This is a genomic window from Paenibacillus sp. FSL P4-0338 (genome assembly GCF_038002365.1).
Lineage (GTDB): Bacteria > Bacillota > Bacilli > Paenibacillales > Paenibacillaceae > Paenibacillus_AQ.
In genome coordinates this window covers 3,078,401-3,094,990 of record NZ_JBBOCG010000001.1, presented here as the reverse complement: position 1 = coordinate 3,094,990, position 16,590 = coordinate 3,078,401, and the positions used below count along the sequence as shown (strand labels likewise).

General features: G+C 53.5%; 12 protein-coding genes. 9 read left to right on the top strand and 3 right to left on the bottom strand.

All coding sequences use genetic code 11. The features are described 5' to 3' along the window. Positions 1 to 473 precede the first annotated feature (473 nt). Together MKZ07_RS13630 and MKZ07_RS13625 are read left to right on the top strand one after the other, a co-directional pair. On the top strand, positions 474 to 872 hold the full coding sequence (locus MKZ07_RS13630; RefSeq protein WP_036699613.1) for a MerR family transcriptional regulator: 399 nt from the start codon (positions 474 to 476) through the stop codon (positions 870 to 872). Positions 873 to 1,164: 292 nt separating this feature from the next. Further along, a complete protein-coding gene (locus MKZ07_RS13625; RefSeq protein ID WP_036699611.1) occupies positions 1,165 to 2,490 on the top strand; it encodes an amino acid permease in 1,326 nt (441 codons plus the stop codon). Here the strand turns inward: MKZ07_RS13625 and MKZ07_RS13620 are convergent. Then, on the bottom strand, positions 2,487 to 3,098 hold the full coding sequence (locus tag MKZ07_RS13620; RefSeq protein ID WP_235218545.1) for a LysE family transporter: 612 nt from the start codon (positions 3,096 to 3,098) through the stop codon (positions 2,487 to 2,489). The genes MKZ07_RS13625 and MKZ07_RS13620 overlap by 4 nt on opposite strands. Positions 3,099 to 3,236: 138 nt before the next feature. After that, entirely contained in the window at positions 3,237 to 3,758 is a 522-nt protein-coding gene (locus MKZ07_RS13615; RefSeq protein WP_036699608.1) for a DUF3231 family protein, read from the bottom strand. A 290-nt stretch (positions 3,759 to 4,048) separates the two neighbouring features. On the opposite strand from MKZ07_RS13615, the gene MKZ07_RS13610 reads away from it, so the two are divergent. Beyond that, positions 4,049 to 5,356 (top strand): MFS transporter, encoded by a 1,308-nt coding sequence (locus MKZ07_RS13610; protein ID WP_051493966.1) that lies wholly within the window; start codon positions 4,049 to 4,051, stop codon positions 5,354 to 5,356. Positions 5,357 to 5,692: 336 nt separating this feature from the next. Here MKZ07_RS13610 and MKZ07_RS13605 read toward each other — a convergent pair whose 3' ends face one another. Continuing rightward, entirely contained in the window at positions 5,693 to 7,354 is a 1,662-nt protein-coding gene (locus tag MKZ07_RS13605) for a ribonuclease J (RefSeq protein ID WP_036699606.1), read from the bottom strand. A gap of 154 nt (positions 7,355 to 7,508) precedes the next feature. On the opposite strand from MKZ07_RS13605, the gene MKZ07_RS13600 reads away from it, so the two are divergent. The 6 genes from MKZ07_RS13600 (at position 7,509) to MKZ07_RS13575 (ending at position 16,342) form a co-directional block, all read left to right on the top strand. Beyond that, entirely contained in the window at positions 7,509 to 8,657 is a 1,149-nt protein-coding gene (locus tag MKZ07_RS13600; RefSeq protein WP_341026139.1) for a GntR family transcriptional regulator, read from the top strand. Between the two features lie 240 nt (positions 8,658 to 8,897). Continuing rightward, positions 8,898 to 10,190, top strand: a complete 1,293-nt coding sequence (locus tag MKZ07_RS13595) for a glycoside hydrolase family 125 protein (protein WP_036699604.1) — start codon at positions 8,898 to 8,900, stop codon at positions 10,188 to 10,190. 192 nt (positions 10,191 to 10,382) lie between these two features. Continuing rightward, positions 10,383 to 11,765, top strand: a complete 1,383-nt coding sequence (locus MKZ07_RS13590) for an extracellular solute-binding protein (protein WP_036699602.1) — start codon at positions 10,383 to 10,385, stop codon at positions 11,763 to 11,765. A gap of 68 nt (positions 11,766 to 11,833) precedes the next feature. Further along, positions 11,834 to 12,700, top strand: a complete 867-nt coding sequence (locus MKZ07_RS13585) for a carbohydrate ABC transporter permease (protein ID WP_036699600.1) — start codon at positions 11,834 to 11,836, stop codon at positions 12,698 to 12,700. Between the two features lie 21 nt (positions 12,701 to 12,721). After that, the gene (locus tag MKZ07_RS13580) at positions 12,722 to 13,543 is read left to right on the top strand and encodes a carbohydrate ABC transporter permease (protein ID WP_036699598.1); all 822 of its coding nucleotides are present in this window, start codon (positions 12,722 to 12,724) and stop codon (positions 13,541 to 13,543) included. A 15-nt stretch (positions 13,544 to 13,558) separates the two neighbouring features. Further along, a complete protein-coding gene (locus MKZ07_RS13575; protein WP_036699596.1) occupies positions 13,559 to 16,342 on the top strand; it encodes an alpha-mannosidase in 2,784 nt (927 codons plus the stop codon). Positions 16,343 to 16,590: the final 248 nt, after the last annotated feature.

Below are 16,590 nucleotides of genomic sequence, written 5' to 3'. Positions count from 1 at the left end.
TTTCACTGAAAGGAAGGGACAGCGCAGATGCGCAGGTCCTGCCGCTATAATGAAAGCTGCGGGTGCAACAAGAAACGGTATGCCTAACCCCTGACCGGGGGGCGGCATACCGTTTTTGTATAGACTCTGTAATCGCCGGAGGTCCGGCACGAAATCAAGTATATAGACGCTTCCAGTTCGTATACCAGCGTTCGACCTTGGCGGAGGGCTTCAGCTTCAGGTCCCGCCAGAGCAAGCTGCGGAGCTTCTCGTACTGCTCCTTTGGATGTCAGTCAGCGGAAATCCCGGATAGAGACGCCTCCCCGTTCTAACTGGTTGGTATTGAAGCAGCGGAATAGTAGCGAGTAAGGCTTATCCGAGTCTATTTATTTTGGGGGACGATGAGTATAGAAACAGGTGTTTTTACACATTTATTGCGAGGCACATGAATACCATTAAAGTAAATAAGTCCAACTAAAAAGAGGAGCGATGTTATGGTACGCCATTACACCCAGCTGGAAATCATTAATTTATCAAAATTGCCACCGACCACAGTGAAGAGATGGCTGGAATATTTCTCTTACTTCGTACCGAGAACCCGGCAAGGAGATCAGGTGCTCTATCCCTATGAAACTTTGAAACTATTAAAACGGATCAGTGAACTGCGCATGGAACGCTATCATCTAAGCACCATTGTCCGCCTGCTGATAGAGGAGGGATTCCCGATGTACACCAAGAGTGAACAAGAGCTTCCCGTACCAGAGCGAACGCAAAGCCGTATAGCCGAAGTCCCGGAGTCGGACAGACAGCAGCAGCTTGTGGCCTCGCTCTCCTCCCTTGCTAATGAGCTGATCCGGATTGCGGATCATTTGAATCACTTGAAGATGCAGTAGTAACAAGCCGGGAGAATGGGACGGGCGGCACCTGATATGACCAGGGCTTGTCCAATTTATTGTGTGCTAGTGTGTCTGTTGCATCTTACATGCCAGACTGAGGGTTTCAGCTTCCGGAATAAGCAGCGAACAGGAAATTGCCCTATCATAGCATCAAGTTCCTTCCGGCTGCTGTATAACCCTTCCTATAACTCCATTACCGGCTCCAAAAATAACTTATTCATGAATCTCCGCCCGTAGGGAATTATAGAATCAGAGAGATTTCTCTAATTCGACGATAAGGACGGAAATCATGAAGCAGACTTCTGAATCAACAGAGGAAGAGAAGAAACTGAAGTGGTGGCAGCTTAGCCTGCTCGGCATTGCGGGGACGATCGGCACCGGGTATTTCCTCGGCTCGGGTCTGGCGATCTCGATTGGCGGCCCGGCGGTGCTGCTGGTCTACCTGCTGGCGGCGGCGGGGACGTACGCCGTATTCGATGCGCTTGCGCGGATGACAGCGGCGCAGCCGGAGCAAGGCTCCTTCCGCTCCTATGCCAAGCAAGCATTCGGCAATTGGGCCGGGTTCGGCAGCGGCTGGTTATACTGGTTCTCGGAGCTGCTCATTATGGGCAGCCAGCTCACCGCACTGGCCATATTCTCGCGGTTCTGGTTCCCGGCCGTTCCGATGTGGGTCTTCGCTGCCGGGTATGCGGTGGTCAGTCTGGGGATTGTATTCTTCGGCAACAAGGGCTTTGACCGGGTGGAAAACGTGCTGGCCGTCATTAAGGTGGCGGCTATTCTTATGTTCCTGGTAATTGCAGCCGCGCTGCTGGCGGGCTGGATTGGGGGCGGCAAGTTCACCCCAAAGGTGCCGATGAGCTATAAGGAGCTGTTCCCGTCCGGTGGGATCGGGTTGTGGTCCGCATTCATCTTCGCCTTCTATGCTTACGGCGGGATTGAGGTGCTGGGGATTATGTCTTACCGGCTCCAGAAGCCGGAGGAAGCGCCGAAGGCGGGGAAGGTGATGCTACTGGGTCTGGGAACGGTATACATTTTGTCCATTGGACTTGCGGTCATTATGGTACCGCTTAGCGCTTTTAACCCCAAGGAGAGTCCCTTCGTCCTGGCCCTGCGCAGTGACCATCTCGCCTTCGTGCCGTATCTGTTCAACGGGGTGCTGATTATTGCGGGCTTCTCGACGATGACTGCGTCGCTGTATGCCATTACTTCGATGATGCTTACGCTGTCCCAGGAGGGGGATGCGCCCAAGGTATTCGCGAAGAAGTGGAAGGACAAGTATCCGCTGCTTGCACTGTGCCTGATCGCGGTCGGTCTGACGGGTACGGTGGTTATGGCCTTGCTGCTGCCGGGAAAAGTCTATGAATACGTCACCACCGCCGCCGGCCTGATGATTCTGTATAACTGGGCGTTCATCCTGCTCTCCTCGGCCAAGCTGCTCAAGTCAAGTCTGCTCAGCGGTATGAAGCGCTGGAGCGGGCTGGTGCTCATTCTGACTGCGGTCAGCGGAACGCTGTTTCATAAGCTTAGCCGCCCGGGCTTCTATATCAGCCTTTTGATTGTAGCGTTGATTGCGCTGAGTGACTGGATGGTCCAGCATTACCGTCACAAAGTCTAATGAAAGAACAGCAGCCGGACGGCCTGAATCCCGAAATAGAGGCCGAACCCGACCAGCGACAAGCCGGACAAGACAGAAATCGCCTTCAGCACTCGCGAAGTCAGGAAGGAGCGGAACATGCTGGAGGCGGCCGCCATGGTTACATCCCAGAGCAGAATACCGAGAACAATGGCGCCGCTGTAAATCAGAAGCTGCTGCATCGGGTATTCGTTAACTGCTTTGGCTAGAATCGAGCCGTAAATACCCAACCAGAACAGGATGGACAGGGGATTGAACAGCGACATCAGGAATCCTGAAATGAAGGATTTGGACAGGGAAGCTCCGCTGCCTCTCGTCTCTGCTGCCGTAATCTCGCCCGAGTGCATGATGCTCTCGATACCGGTATAGACCAGCACGAAGAAGCCGAACAGCCACAGGAAGGCCTTGACGAACGGGGCATCCAGCAGATGGATCATCCCCAGATAGACAAGCAGCATGTAGATGATATCAGCGCTGATCGCACCTAGACCCACCGCCCAGGCCGGCATGAAGCCTCCGCGCAGCCCCTTGTCCAATTGGGCGGCATTAATGGGGCCGATGGGTGCTGACAGGGATAAACCGAGAACCATATAACCTATGAAAATGTTAATGTTGTCCTCCTCCTTTCTATATAGATAGCTTATTCGGCAGGAGGACATATTAGGACCCGAAGAAGGCCCGCGAAGAATCGCGGGCCTCTTGCTGTACAGATGCCGGAACCTGCCGCGTTACGCGTGGACCGTCTCCGGTCTCTTGACGAGCAGCGGCGGAGGAATCAGCCAGCCTTTTTTCTTCAGCAGATGAAGATTCTTCATGCCGATGGCCGCCTTGGTCAGATGATATTTGGCGAATAATGCGCCGATATCCTCACGGATGGACTGCCCCATCGCCTGGCTGCATGCCACCATCCCGACCGCCAGATTGGCTGCAATCATGGCCGCAATCTCAGGGTCTGTGAACCTTGCGCCCACCGGAATATCCTCCAGTCTCGCTTCAGGACGGTTCGGGAGCGCCGGAGCAGCTGCAATACCCTGCTCGGACAGCAGTTCGTCGCACTCACTGATCTCCAGCTCTGCCTGATCAATCATCCCGGCCAGAATTTTTTTCAGATCGCTGTCCCCGGTGTGATACATGTAAGCTCTGTAGCTTGATAAAGCGCCCTTCGCTGCCATTGAGGTCTGCCAGAGGGTGAAGATCTCACCATAATGTAACGGTTCATCCTTGGGGTTGCCGCCTAGAATTCCTGTCATAGAGGTAAGCTCCTTTACGGGTTGGATTTTGAACATGGAATAGCATGCCCGCAGGTAACGGAGATATTACAGAGCGCCATTCTGAAGTTGTTGACACGGATAAGAGGCTGCCCGTTATGCCATAATAGGCAGATGTGAGGTCAGGGTGGTGTTCCCGGTGATCTCCTGTACTGGCCTGTTCGTTGTGCTACGGCTGGTATCTGATTATAAAAGGCAGGTCCAAGGGGTATAAATACAGCAGTTAGACCGACAATAAGCAGGATGCGAATATAAAAGAAGGTGGTTCGTCCATGAACGGGTCAAAAGAGTCCCAAGGGGAAAATGGTTCAAAAGGGGCATTAATCGCGCTCGCCTCCATCCCGCTGATTATGACACTGGGCAACTCCATGCTATTGCCGATTCTGCCGCAGATTTCCAAGGAGCTGGGAATAGGAGCGTTCAAGGTCAGTATGATCATCACGGTCTATGGCCTTATTGCCATTCTGATGATTCCGATTGCCGGATATCTATCCGACCGCTTCGGACGGAAAAAGGTCATTCTGCCCAGTCTGATCCTTGCCGCCCTGGGCGGAGCAGGATGTGTTGCCGCTGCCTGGTTCTTCAATGGAATCACGGCGTACTGGATCATTCTTGCCGGACGGTTCGTGCAGGGGATTGGAGCAGCAGGCGCCTTTCCGATTGTCATTCCCTTTGTGGGCGATCTGTTCAAGGATGAGAAGGAGGTCAGCAAGGGGCTCGGAATCATCGAGACCTCCAACACCTTCGGTAAAGTGCTGAGCCCGATTCTGGGGGCTTATCTGGGCACCTTGCTGTGGTATGCCCCTTTTATCGCCATTCCCGCCCTTTGCCTGATTTCCTTTGGGCTGATGATCTTTCTGGTCAAGAAGCCCAAGACAGAGGAAGAACCCGAGAAGACCAGCCTCAAGCAATTCCTGACCGGCATCAAAGAGGTGCTGCATGAAAAAGGCCGCTGGCTGTACGCCATCTTTGCCATTGGCGGGATTTGTATGTTTGCCACTTTCGGGGTTCTGTTCTACTTATCTGAGACCCTGGAGTCCAAATATAATCTGCATGGCGCTTACAAAGGCTTCGTGCTGGCTATTCCGCTGGCCGTGCTGTGCCTCGCTTCCTACAGAAGCGGCAAAATCATCGGCAAAAACAAGCTGCTGATGAAATGGCTCGGCTTCGGCGGCATGGCTGTACTGACGGCTGCCATGCTGATTACAGGCTTTAACGCGAATATCTATTTCATGGTAGGCTTCTTAAGCTTAAGCGGGATCGGGATCGGCGTAGTGCTGCCTTGTATGGATGCGCTGATTACGGAGGGGATTGAGAAGGAGAGCCGGGGCACGATCACTTCCTTGTACAGCAGCATGCGCTTTATCGGGGTGGCGCTGGGGCCGCCCGTCGTCTCTCTGCTGATGAACCGGGGGCACTGGACCTTGTTCGGCACCATGGCAGGAGTCGGTGCGGTTGGCGGCTTACTATCGTTCTTCGCGGTAACGCCAAGCAAGGAGGACTCTGAAGGCGGAGAGCGGCCGGAGCGTAGCACGTTCAAGGCGAAGAAGGGGAACCCGCTGCGCCAGCGTGCGCGGTAGGTGGTTAGTAAGTGTAAGTGTGTTTGTACGTTTTTATGGTTGAAGGGGCGCCCCATATGAGGCGCCCCTTATTTGCTCTTCTCCACTATAAGAAACACTAAAGAATAAACGACAAGCGAAAAGGAACGGAGGGGAAATTTGGAACTGTAGGAGCGTTAGCGACCGCCTGAAAGCTTTCCCCAGGAAAGCTCGCATCGTAAGCCTTAGCTGTCTCCGGATTTCTACCGCAAACAGCGGTCTAATCAGGAAATCTGGAGACAACAGCGGCCGGAAGTCCAAATGTTCACCGCAGTGACGATTACGCTTCGTTATAAAAATACAGTGTTTCTTATCCCCCTACACCTCAATGATAATCGGCAGAATCATCGGACGGCGCTTCGTCCGCTCATACAGGAACTTGCTGAGCGTGTCCTTCAGCGTCTGCTTGATCAGGTTCCACTGGCCGAGATCCGCCGGACTCATTTTCTGGAGAGTAGCCTTCACGAGCTGGTTAATCTCATCCATCAGACTGTCTGAATTGCGGACATAGATGAACCCGCGTGAGATGGTATCCGGTTCACTAAGCAGCCGTCCGTCAGCTTGACTTAGGGTAATTACCGTAATTAGCACCCCGTCAGCGGACAACTGTCGGCGGTCCCGCAGCACTACATTGCCGATATCGCCAATTCCCAGACCGTCCACGAAGATCTGCCCCGCTGTGACCCGTCCCGACTGGCGGACCACTCCGGCTGCCGACTCTACAACCTCTCCGTTCTTGAGCAGGAAAATATGGTCTCCCCGCACCCCGACCCCTTCAGCCAGCAGCCGGTGATGATGCAGCATCCGGTATTCGCCGTGGATCGGGATGAAGTACTCCGGCTTCATCAGGGTCAGCATCAGCTTCAATTCCTCCTGGCTGCCGTGGCCGGAGACATGCAGCTCGCTGCGTGAGCCGTAGATGACCTTGGCCCCGAGGATATAGAGATTATCCACGATCCGCGATACATTGCGTTCATTGCCCGGTATCGGATTCGCCGCGAGCAGCACGGTATCTCCGGCCTGAATCTCCATCTGCCGGTTGCTCGCATTCGCCAGGCGGGATAACGCGGCCATCGGCTCACCTTGGCTGCCTGTGCACAGAACAGCCACTTCCTGCGGCGGAAGCTTCGCGGCCTCTACAGGCTCGACCAGCATTCCGTCAGGGATGTTAAGATATCCCAGTTCCCTGGACACACTTACAACATTCACCATGCTCCGCCCCAGTAAGGCCAGCTTGCGTCCGGTAAGACCGGCAGCATCGACAATCTGCTGGAGGCGGTGAACATTGGAGGCGAAGGTAGAGACGAAGATTCGCCGCTCAGCCTGCTTGAAGGCCTCCTCCATATGTGCTCCGACCAACTGCTCGGAGGGAGTGAAGCCGGGACGTTCTGCGTTCGTGCTCTCGGAGAGCAGGAAGCGGACGCCTCTCATGCCGATCGCAGCCATTTTGTGAATATCCGGGTATTGCTTGTTGACCGGAGTCATATCGAATTTGAAATCTCCCGTGTGGACGACTGTCCCTTCGGGGGTATCGAACACCACGCCCAGACAGTCCGGTATACTGTGATTGGTCCGGAAGAAGGTGGTGGTCACCGCACCGAAAGTGAGCTCGGAATCGGCATCAATGCGGTGAAGCTGGGCATCCCGGAGCAGCCCGTGCTCCTTCAGCTTCGTCTCGATCAGGCCGAGGGTCAGGCGGGAGGCATAGAGCGGGAGGTTCATCTGCTTAAGCAGGTAGGGAATGCCGCCGATATGGTCTTCATGCCCGTGGGTAACAATCAGGGCCCGCACCTTGTCGCGGTTGTCGAGCAAATAAGCGATGTCGGGAATGATCAGGTCAATCCCCAGCAGGCTCTCATCGGGGAATTTGGACCCGCAATCGATGGCGATAATATCTTCACCATATTGCAGGATATACATATTTTTTCCGATCTCGTGGACTCCACCTAAAGCGGCAATCCGCAGGCGTTCTTTTGACATTGTTACAACTCCTCCTTTTATCCGTATGCTTATTATGTTAGGAGGGAAGGCTTACTATCCGGTATCCCGGAAATAACATTCTTCACATTACTAATATAACATGGTATATTAGGTTGTGTCTTTCCAAGAGAAAGCGGTAATGGAGGTGCTTGATATGGCCAATGACTCAGGCTCGAAGCCGATGTACGAAATGATCTTTCATACGCTGCGTGAGCGAATTACGAATCATGAATATAAAGCGGGGGAGCGGGTTCCCTCAGAAAAAGAACTGTGCAGTGAATTTGGGGTGAGCCGGATTACCTCCAAGAAAGCACTGAAAATGCTGGCTGATGAACATCTAATCGTCCGTCAGCCAGGCAGAGGCTCCTTCGTAGCCGATGCGAATTCGCTGATCATGAAGCCGTTTGACAGCCAGCAGACGGTCCGGCCGGCAGGCAAGAAACGGATCATCGGACTGGTGATTACACACTTCAGTGATATGTACGGCACAGAGCTGATATACGGGATGGAAGAGGCTTCGCGGGAGAATGACGCATTTCTGATTGTGCGGCGGTCGTTCGGGATTCCCGAGCTGGAGGAGCAGGCGATTCAACAGCTCTTGGGGCTTGGGGTGGACGGGCTGATTATCTTCCCGGCGCAAGGCGAATATTTCAGTGCCGAGATTCTGAAGCTGGTCATCCAGAAATTCCCGTTCGTCATGATTGACCGCTATCTGAAGGGGATTCCCGCCTCGTCTGTGAGTACCGATAATATCCAGGCGGCCAAGGAGGCCACGCACTATCTCTTCGGGCTGGGGCACCGGCATATCGGATTTCTCGCGCCGCCGCCTGCGAATACAACCGCAATAGAGGAACGGATCGACGGTATTCTTGAAGCTCACATGGAGCATAATCTGCTGGCGAACCGTGAATTATGGATGGAGACGATCACGTCTACCATGCCGAATGTATTTGACCCGGAGGCCCGGATCAGCGATGTGGACAAGCTGGCCGAGCATCTGCGGAAATATCCTCAGATCACAGCGCTGTTCGCAGCCGAATATAGTATCGCCTTGCTGGTCGAAGAGGCGGCGGGCAAGCTGGGACTGCGGATTCCCGAAGACTTGTCCCTGATTTGCTTCGACAGCCCGGAGTCCAATGAAGACTGTAGAGTGACGCATATGCGCCAGAATCAGTTCAGCATCGGCAAACAGGCGTATGAGAATGTGTTCACCATGCAAGGGAACGAGCAGCCCATTTCCCGGATTCTTTTACCGGCCGTATTGATTAAGGGCAAGTCAACAGCACCGGTCCGCAAGGACTGACCTGGCTGAGCAGCGTACCTGGAATTCTTGAAAGCCCAACCGTGGGAGTAAGATCAAAGCCTCCGTTGCGGGGGCTTTTTTTGTTATTCAGCTTCCGATCTGAATATACTATATATACCAATAGGTCATACAACTCTATAAATATACCATTATTATATTGACATATTAATATTATTTGTTTACTATGATGAAAGCGTTTGAAATACTGATATATACCATTTGGAGGTGCGACATACACCCGTGAAGCTACAGAATGAAATTCCGAAGTCTGTTTATGATTTGATCGGCAAGGTACAAGGGGAGTTGCCAGACTCTTCCAAGCTGGCCAAGATGTTCGAGGACTGCATTATCAATACTATTGGTACCACTATTTCGCAGAAAGCGGATGGCACCACCTTCGTTATAACAGGTGATATACCAGCTATGTGGCTGCGTGATTCCGCCGCCCAGGTTCGCCCGTATCTGCTGCTTGCCGCAGAAGATCCTAACATGGAAGCGATGATTGCGGGTCTTGTGAAGCGGCAGATGAATTATGTTCTGCTCGATCCGTATGCCAATGCCTTCAATGAAGAGGCGAACGGCCACGGGCATCAATCGGATCTTACCGACATGAGCCCATGGATCTGGGAACGCAAGTATGAGATTGATTCGCTGGCGTATCCGATCCAGCTCAGTTATCTGCTCTGGAAGAATAGCGGCTGCGTCACGCAGTTCGATGAGACCTTCCGCAAGGCAGCGCTCGAAATTATGAAGCTGTGGAGAGTGGAGCAGCATCATGAGACGGAGTCGGGCTACCGGTTCCAGCGGCTGGATGCACCGCTTACAGATACCTTGACCCGGGAGGGCAAAGGCAGCGAAACCGCTTATACCGGGATGACCTGGTCAGGCTTCCGGCCTAGTGATGATTGCTGTGAATATGGTTATCTCGTGCCGTCCAATATGTTCGCTGTGGTGGTCCTGCGCTATCTGGAAGAGATCGCTCAAGAGATCTACGGGGATCAGGAGCTTGCGGCAGCGGCACAGAAGCTGGGCCAGGAGATTAATCAGGGGATTCAGGAGTATGGAATCTATAATCATCCGGTCTATGGGAGAATCTATGCTTATGAGACGGACGGGCTAGGTCATTACAATCTTATGGATGATGCCAATGTTCCAAGCCTGCTGTCCTTGCCTTACCTTGGCTACACCGACGAGAATGACGAGGTGTACCGCAATACCCGGAGATTTATCCTTAGCGAAGATAATCCTTATTACTATAAAGGACAGGTTGCGGAAGGCATCGGCAGTCCGCATACCCCGGAGGGTTACATCTGGCACATCGCCTTGTCCATGCAAGGACTTACGACACCGGAACGCAGCGAGAAAGAACGCTTACTGCAACTGATCCAGGATACGGATGGCGGCACAGGCTTGACCCATGAAGGCTTCTCGGTCAACGATGCCGCAGCATTCACCCGTCCATGGTTCTCCTGGTCGAATATGCTGTTCAGCGAACTGATTATGGATTATTGCGGATTACGGGTAGTGAAGTAGACCGGATAGTGAAGTAGAAAAGACGGCTTGTCCGTTCTTTTTGAAGCTTTAATGAAAGCGTTAAAATATAAGAATTTATATGTTGCACACGATAACTTATCCTTCTATTTCTCGCTGAAACGGGTGCCGTCCTTAAAAAGGACGGCAAAGACGTTTCCACTTGTCAAACTACAACCAAAGGGGCAAAGACAAATGAAAATGAATAAATTTAAAGTTTCGATGACTGCGGCAATGGCTTCTCTTCTTCTGTTGACTACAGCTTGTTCAAGCGGCAATTCGAACTCCGGTTCGGGAGCAGCCGAAGGGAAGAAGGAGGTCACCATTACCTTCCGTTCGTCGGGCTCCGAAGATACATTGACCAAGTATTTTGAATCGGGACTGATAAAGAAATTCGAAACGGACAACCCGGATATCAAGATCAAGATTGCTCCGGTGCTGGCCAGTGAAGGAGATTACACCTCCAAGATCGTTCTGCAGATGAAGTCGCCCGATACAGCGCCGGACATCGTAGCCGAAGATACCTCGATCATCAAGTCGGATGCCGCAGCCGGATATCTGGAGCCGCTGGATACGCAGGTTGCGGGCTGGAGTGACTGGAAGGATAAATTCATTGAGAACCTCAAAGCCGGTGTGACTGGTGAAGACGGCAAAATCTACGGCATTCCTGCCACCTCCGATACACGCGGTATCTGGTATAACAAAGAGCTGCTGGCACAAGCAGGATTACCGGTACCGTTCAAGCCTGCTACCTGGGATGAGGTGCTGGAAGCCGCACGTACCATCAAGGATAAGCTGCCGGGCGTAACTCCGCTGAATATGATCGTGGGCAAGTCGAGCGGAGAAGGCGTAACCATGCAGACGCTGGAGATGCTTCTGTACGGCACGAACGACACACTGTATAACGATGAAACCAAGAAATGGGTTGTAAGCAGCCCCGGACTATTAGACTCCTTCAAATTCATTAATCAATTGTTCAATGTAGATAAGACAGGCCCTTCGATGCAGGTAGCGCTTAACGGACAAGCCGGCAGCATTGCCTTCCAGCAGCTGTTCCCGCAAGGCAAGCTGGCGATGGCCGTGGACGGAAGCTGGGCAGGATCAACCTGGTTCGAGAACGGCGCGGCTCCGATTGAGAATGTAGCTGACAAGATGGGCTTCGCTCCATTCCCGACACAGAAGGGTCAAGAGCCTGGAGCCATCACCATGTCCGGCGGATGGGCCTGGTCGATTCCGGCACAATCGCAGAACAAGGAAGCGGCGTGGAAGTTCCTGGAGTTCCTGATGAATCAGGAGAATGCAACAGGACGCGTAGTGGCAGAGGGCAACCTGAGCCCGCGTAATGATTCGGTGGACGTAGCAGGCTATACAGACCGTACGTATACAGCGGAGGCGCAAGCTTTACTGGAAGTGGCGAAATTCCGCCCGGCCAATGATCAGTATGCGACTGTATCTGCGCAGCTTCAGAGTATTGTAGAGAGCATTGCTTCAGGCAAGCTGTCGCCGGAAGATGCTGTGAAGCAGCTGAAGGATAATGTTACCCGCTCGCTTGGCGAAGATAAAGTAGAAGTCAAATAGAGGATTTGAGAATTCGAGCGCAGAGGAGAAGCCATTCTCCTCTTTCGGATTTGGAGGGGGAGTGACCTATGAAAAGGAAGTCGCGGGGCGCATTTTTATTTCTGACGCCTTCAGTCTTGCTGCTGCTGATATTCTTTATCGTACCGATTATATTGACCATTTGCTTTGCCTTTACCAATATGGCTCTGACGGGAAGTGCTGCCCGTAACCTGCAATTCATCGGCTTCCAGAACTTCACGAACATGTTCCAGGACCCGGATTTCCGGATCAGCGTCTGGAGAACCCTGGTGTTCCTGATTTTCTCAGCGGTCATCGGGCAGGTCGTGCTCGGCTTCATTCTGGCCCTGCTAATGAAAGAGAAGAATGTTACCTTCCGCCGGATCATCGGCATTATCGTCATTGCGGGTTGGGTTACACCGGAGATCGTTGTCGCCTTCTGTATGGTAGCGTTCTTCAGTGATAACGGGTCCCTCAATCAGATCATCGGCTGGTTTGGCATTAGCCCGGTCTCCTGGCTGTTCAGCTTCCCGATGGTGAGTGTCATCATTGCCAACATCTGGCACGGCACAGCGTTCTCGATGATGGTCTATCAATCTGCACTGGATGAGATTCCCAAGGATATTGAGGAGGCCGCCACGATTGATGGAGCGAGCAACTTCAAGATTCTTAGTTACATCACCATTCCTATGGTAAAAGGCTCGATCGTCACCAACATGATGCTTGTCACGCTCCAGACCCTGGGCGTATTCACACTGATCTATACCATGACCGGAGGGGGCCCGGGAACGGCCACTCAGACCTTGCCGGTATTTATGTACAATCAGGCCTTCGTCAATTATCAATTCGGATACGGCACCGCGATCTCACTCGTACTGCTGGTGATCGGGATTGTTGCAAGTTTGTTCTACATGAAATCTATGAAAGTCAAGGTCTAACCCTGAAGGAGGTGCATCACTGTGGTCAAGCATAGGCTTCAACGTAATATCCAATACGGGATACTGGTCGTTCTGGGACTCTGCTTCCTGCTGCCATTATTCTGGATTCTGCTCGCTTCGTTTGATACAAATGCCCAGCAGGGTATTAGATTCCCTAATTTCACGCTCGATAACTTCTCGGCAGTGCTCGGAGACAGCGGCAATCTGCGCTCATTCGGCGTAGGGATCATTCTCTCCGGAGGTCAGGCAACCCTTGTTGTGCTTGCATCCGTACTGGCTGCGTACCCGTTATCCCGTTATGAGATGCGATTCAAAAAAAGCTTCCTGCTCAGCATCCTCTTCATGACGGCTCTGCCGATTACGGCGGTGATGGTTCCGGTATTTCAAATGTTCCTGTTCTTCAAATTGCAGAACTCGATCTTCGCAACCATGCTCTTCCTCACTTCCTCCTCCCTGCCCTACGGGATCTGGATGATGAAGAGCTTCATGGACTCTGTACCGATTGACCTGGAGGAAGCGGCCTGGATTGACGGGGCTTCCGTCTGGGGCGGACTCCGGAGAATCGTTGCCCCGCTCATGCTTCCGGGTATCGCCACGATTGCGATCTTTACCTTCTCGGGCAGCTGGGGGAATTTCTTTGTACCGTATATTCTGCTCCAGACGCCGGAGAAGCTTCCGGCATCCGTTACCATCTATCAATTCTTCGGCAGCCACGGCATGGTCGAATACGGCAGACTGGCTGCTTTCTCACTGCTCTACACGATGCCTTCCGTAGTGCTGTATATGTTCTCCCAGCGGTATATGTCCAAAGGGTTCAGCATGGGCGGAGCAACCAAAGGATAATGGAGGGTTACCTACATGGCTAAGCACAAAACCGCACATATCATCTCGCACACCCACTGGGACCGTGAATGGTATATGCCTTATGAACATCATCATCTGTTATTGATTGAACTGATGGATAAGCTGCTCGACACGCTGGACCAAGATCCGGATTACCGCTATTTCCATCTGGACGGACAGACCATTATCCGCGAGGATTATCTCCAGGTCCGCCCGGAGCAGAGAGAGCGGCTGGACCGCTATATTCGTGAAGGACGTATTCATTTCGGGCCTTGGTACGTGCTCCAGGACGAGTTCCTGACCAGCGGGGAAGCGAATCTGCGCAACCTGTTGATCGGGCATATGGATGCGAGGCCGTTCGGAATCATCTCCAAAACTGGCTATTTCCCCGATTCCTTCGGCAACATGGGCCAGGCGCCGCAGATTCTTCAGCAGGCCGGAATTACGAATGCCATCTTCGGGCGCGGCGTGAAGCCGACAGGCTTCAATAATGAAGTCAGCGAGACGGATACCTATGAGTCTCCTTATTCCGAGATGGTCTGGCGTTCCCCGGACGGTTCGGAGGTGCTGGGTGTGCTGTTCGCCAACTGGTACTGCAACGGGATGGAGGTTCCGGCTGATCCGGTGGCCGCCAAAGCTTATTGGGACAAGAATCTCGCAGACGCCGAGAAGTTCGCTTCTACTCCGCATCTGCTGTTCATGAACGGCTGCGATCACCAGCCGATTCAGACCGATCTGTCAGAGGCGATCCGCACAGCTTCCAGCTTGTATCCCGATGTGGAGTTCGTACACTCCAATTTCGACGAGTACCTGAAGGCACTGGAAGCTGATCTTCCCGGCGATCTGGTGACGGTGGAAGGGGAGCTGCGCAGCCAGCATACGGATGGATGGGGCACATTGGTTAACACGGCATCTTCACGGGTGTATCTGAAGCAATTGAACCAATCCGGCCAGACTTTGCTGGAAAAGGTGGCTGAGCCATTGGCGGCGTTTGCCGCGCTGGCTGGAGTACAAGCCTATCCGCATGCTCTGCTGACCTATGCGTGGAAGACGCTCATGCAGAATCATCCGCATGACAGCATCTGCGGGTGCAGTGTGGATGAGGTGCACCGCGAGATGGTGACCCGGTTCGCCAAGAGCAGCCAGATGGCTGAGGCGATTGCCGCCCAGAGCGCGGCTGCACTAACTGAAGCCATTGATGTGGCCGGAGTAGCGGCCTGGGGACCGGATGCGGTTCCGTTCACCGTATTTAATACAAGCGGCTGGTCCAGAACTGGAACGGTTACGGTGGAGCTGATTACCGTCAAGAAATATTTCCCTGAGGGACTGAGTCCGCAGACTCTGGCCAGAGAGCTTGCGCAGGAGCCGCTCGGTGAATGGCGGGTTATGGACGAAGCGGGCAAGGTGTACCCGGCTGGCCTTGCGGATCTCGGGGTTCACTTCGGCTACGAGCTGCCCAAGGACCGCTTCCGCCAGCCTTATATGGCGCGTAAGGTCCGGGTGAGCTTCCCGGCAGCGGATGTGGCTGCGCTTGGGTACCGCACGTATGCATTGGTTCCGGCTGCTGCCGCTGCTGGAGCGGAAGCAGCGGTGCTGGATAGTGTACGTGTACAAGGCAACACGATGGAGAATGCCAAGCTGATCGTTGCGGTTGCAGACAACGGTACCGTGACTGTTACAGACAAGCAGTCAGGTGCGGTCTATGCCGGACTGAACGCATACGAGAATACCGGGGACATCGGCAATGAGTATGTGTACCGTCAGCCGGAAGGCAGCGAGGTGCTGACCACCGAAGGCTTGACGGCTGAGATCACATGCCTTGAGCAGTCCCCGGCACGTGTGGTGATGCAGACGGTGCTGCGCTGGGAGGTTCCGGCCAGTGCAGACGAGACCTTCCTCACCGAGAAGCAGCAGATGGTACCGTTCACCGAGCGTACCGCGCAGCGTTCGGCCCAGATGGTGCCGCTTATGCTGACCACCCACTATACACTGGAAGCTGGAAGCGGAATGCTGCAACTAAGCACCAGCTTCAACAATCAGGCCAAGGATCAGCGGCTCAGAGCCTTGTTCCCTACAGGTCTTGAATCGGACCACCACTATGCGGACTCCGTGTTCGAGGTGGCCAGACGCAATAACCGGCCTGCGGCAGAGTGGATCAATCCGAGTAATGCCCAGCATCAGCAGGTCTTCGTTAGTGTAGCAGATGGAGTCCATGGACTTGCCGTTGCGAACAAGGGCCTGAATGAATACGAGGTGCTGCTGGACGGCAAAAACACCATTGCAGTAACTCTGCTGCGCTCGTCCTCTGAACTCGGTGACTGGGGTGTGTTCGAGACACCGGAGGCACAGTGCCTGGGCCAGCAAACCGTAGAATATGCGATCATCCCTTATACGGGTGACGGTGCGGTATCCGGTGCTTATGCACAAGCCTACCAATACCAGATTCCGTGGACGGTTCTTCAGACCCAAGGCCCGGCAACACGCGTCCCGGCCGTGAATGGACGTCCGCATTCAGGCGGAGTGACCCTGCCGGTATCCGGGCAATGGTTAAGCTGGAACTCCAGTGCTTCGCCGCTGGCCTTCTCGACCCTCAAGATGGCTGAGGAGACGGGTGATCTCGTGGTCCGCTGGTATAATCTGGGCGGCGAACCGGCAGCGCTCAAGGTTCAGCCTGCCTTCGGGGCAGAGGCTGTCTATGAGAGTGATGTGCTGGAGCGCCGTGTCTCGAAGCTTGCGGCAGCGGAGCAGCCTGTGGATAGCTACAAGATTGTCACGCAGGTATACCAGTTGGAGAAATAGGTTATACAATAGGCTATTCAGCATGTTCTTCAAGTAAATGGTAAGGAATTGTAAACGGTACAAACTGCAGTCTCATTGTAAGGTGAGCTGCGGTTTGTGCCGTTTTTTGGTGTACTTGCTGGCCGGATGGTCCAGAGCATCCGGAGGATTGGATCAGGGGCTGGATACGGAATGTTATGCTGTCGATACCTAAATTGGCGATAAGCATTCCGGGTTCTACAAAGGTTCGATTTATGAATCGGTACTCA

Excerpts from the sequence above, each read along its gene's own strand:
- MKZ07_RS13625 (WP_036699611.1), top strand. The coding sequence starts at position 1,165 with ATGAAGCAGACTTCTGAATCAACAGAGGAAGAGAAGAAACTGAAGTGG.
- MKZ07_RS13615 (WP_036699608.1), bottom strand. The coding sequence starts at position 3,758 with ATGACAGGAATTCTAGGCGGCAACCCCAAGGATGAACCGTTACATTAT.
- MKZ07_RS13585 (WP_036699600.1), top strand. The coding sequence starts at position 11,834 with ATGAAAAGGAAGTCGCGGGGCGCATTTTTATTTCTGACGCCTTCAGTC.
- MKZ07_RS13620 (WP_235218545.1), bottom strand. The coding sequence starts at position 3,098 with ATGGTTCTCGGTTTATCCCTGTCAGCACCCATCGGCCCCATTAATGCC.
- MKZ07_RS13600 (WP_341026139.1), top strand. The coding sequence starts at position 7,509 with ATGGCCAATGACTCAGGCTCGAAGCCGATGTACGAAATGATCTTTCAT.
- MKZ07_RS13610 (WP_051493966.1), top strand. The coding sequence starts at position 4,049 with ATGAACGGGTCAAAAGAGTCCCAAGGGGAAAATGGTTCAAAAGGGGCA.
- MKZ07_RS13605 (WP_036699606.1), bottom strand. The coding sequence starts at position 7,354 with ATGTCAAAAGAACGCCTGCGGATTGCCGCTTTAGGTGGAGTCCACGAG.
- MKZ07_RS13590 (WP_036699602.1), top strand. The coding sequence starts at position 10,383 with ATGAAAATGAATAAATTTAAAGTTTCGATGACTGCGGCAATGGCTTCT.
- MKZ07_RS13575 (WP_036699596.1), top strand. The coding sequence starts at position 13,559 with ATGGCTAAGCACAAAACCGCACATATCATCTCGCACACCCACTGGGAC.
- MKZ07_RS13630 (WP_036699613.1), top strand. The coding sequence starts at position 474 with ATGGTACGCCATTACACCCAGCTGGAAATCATTAATTTATCAAAATTG.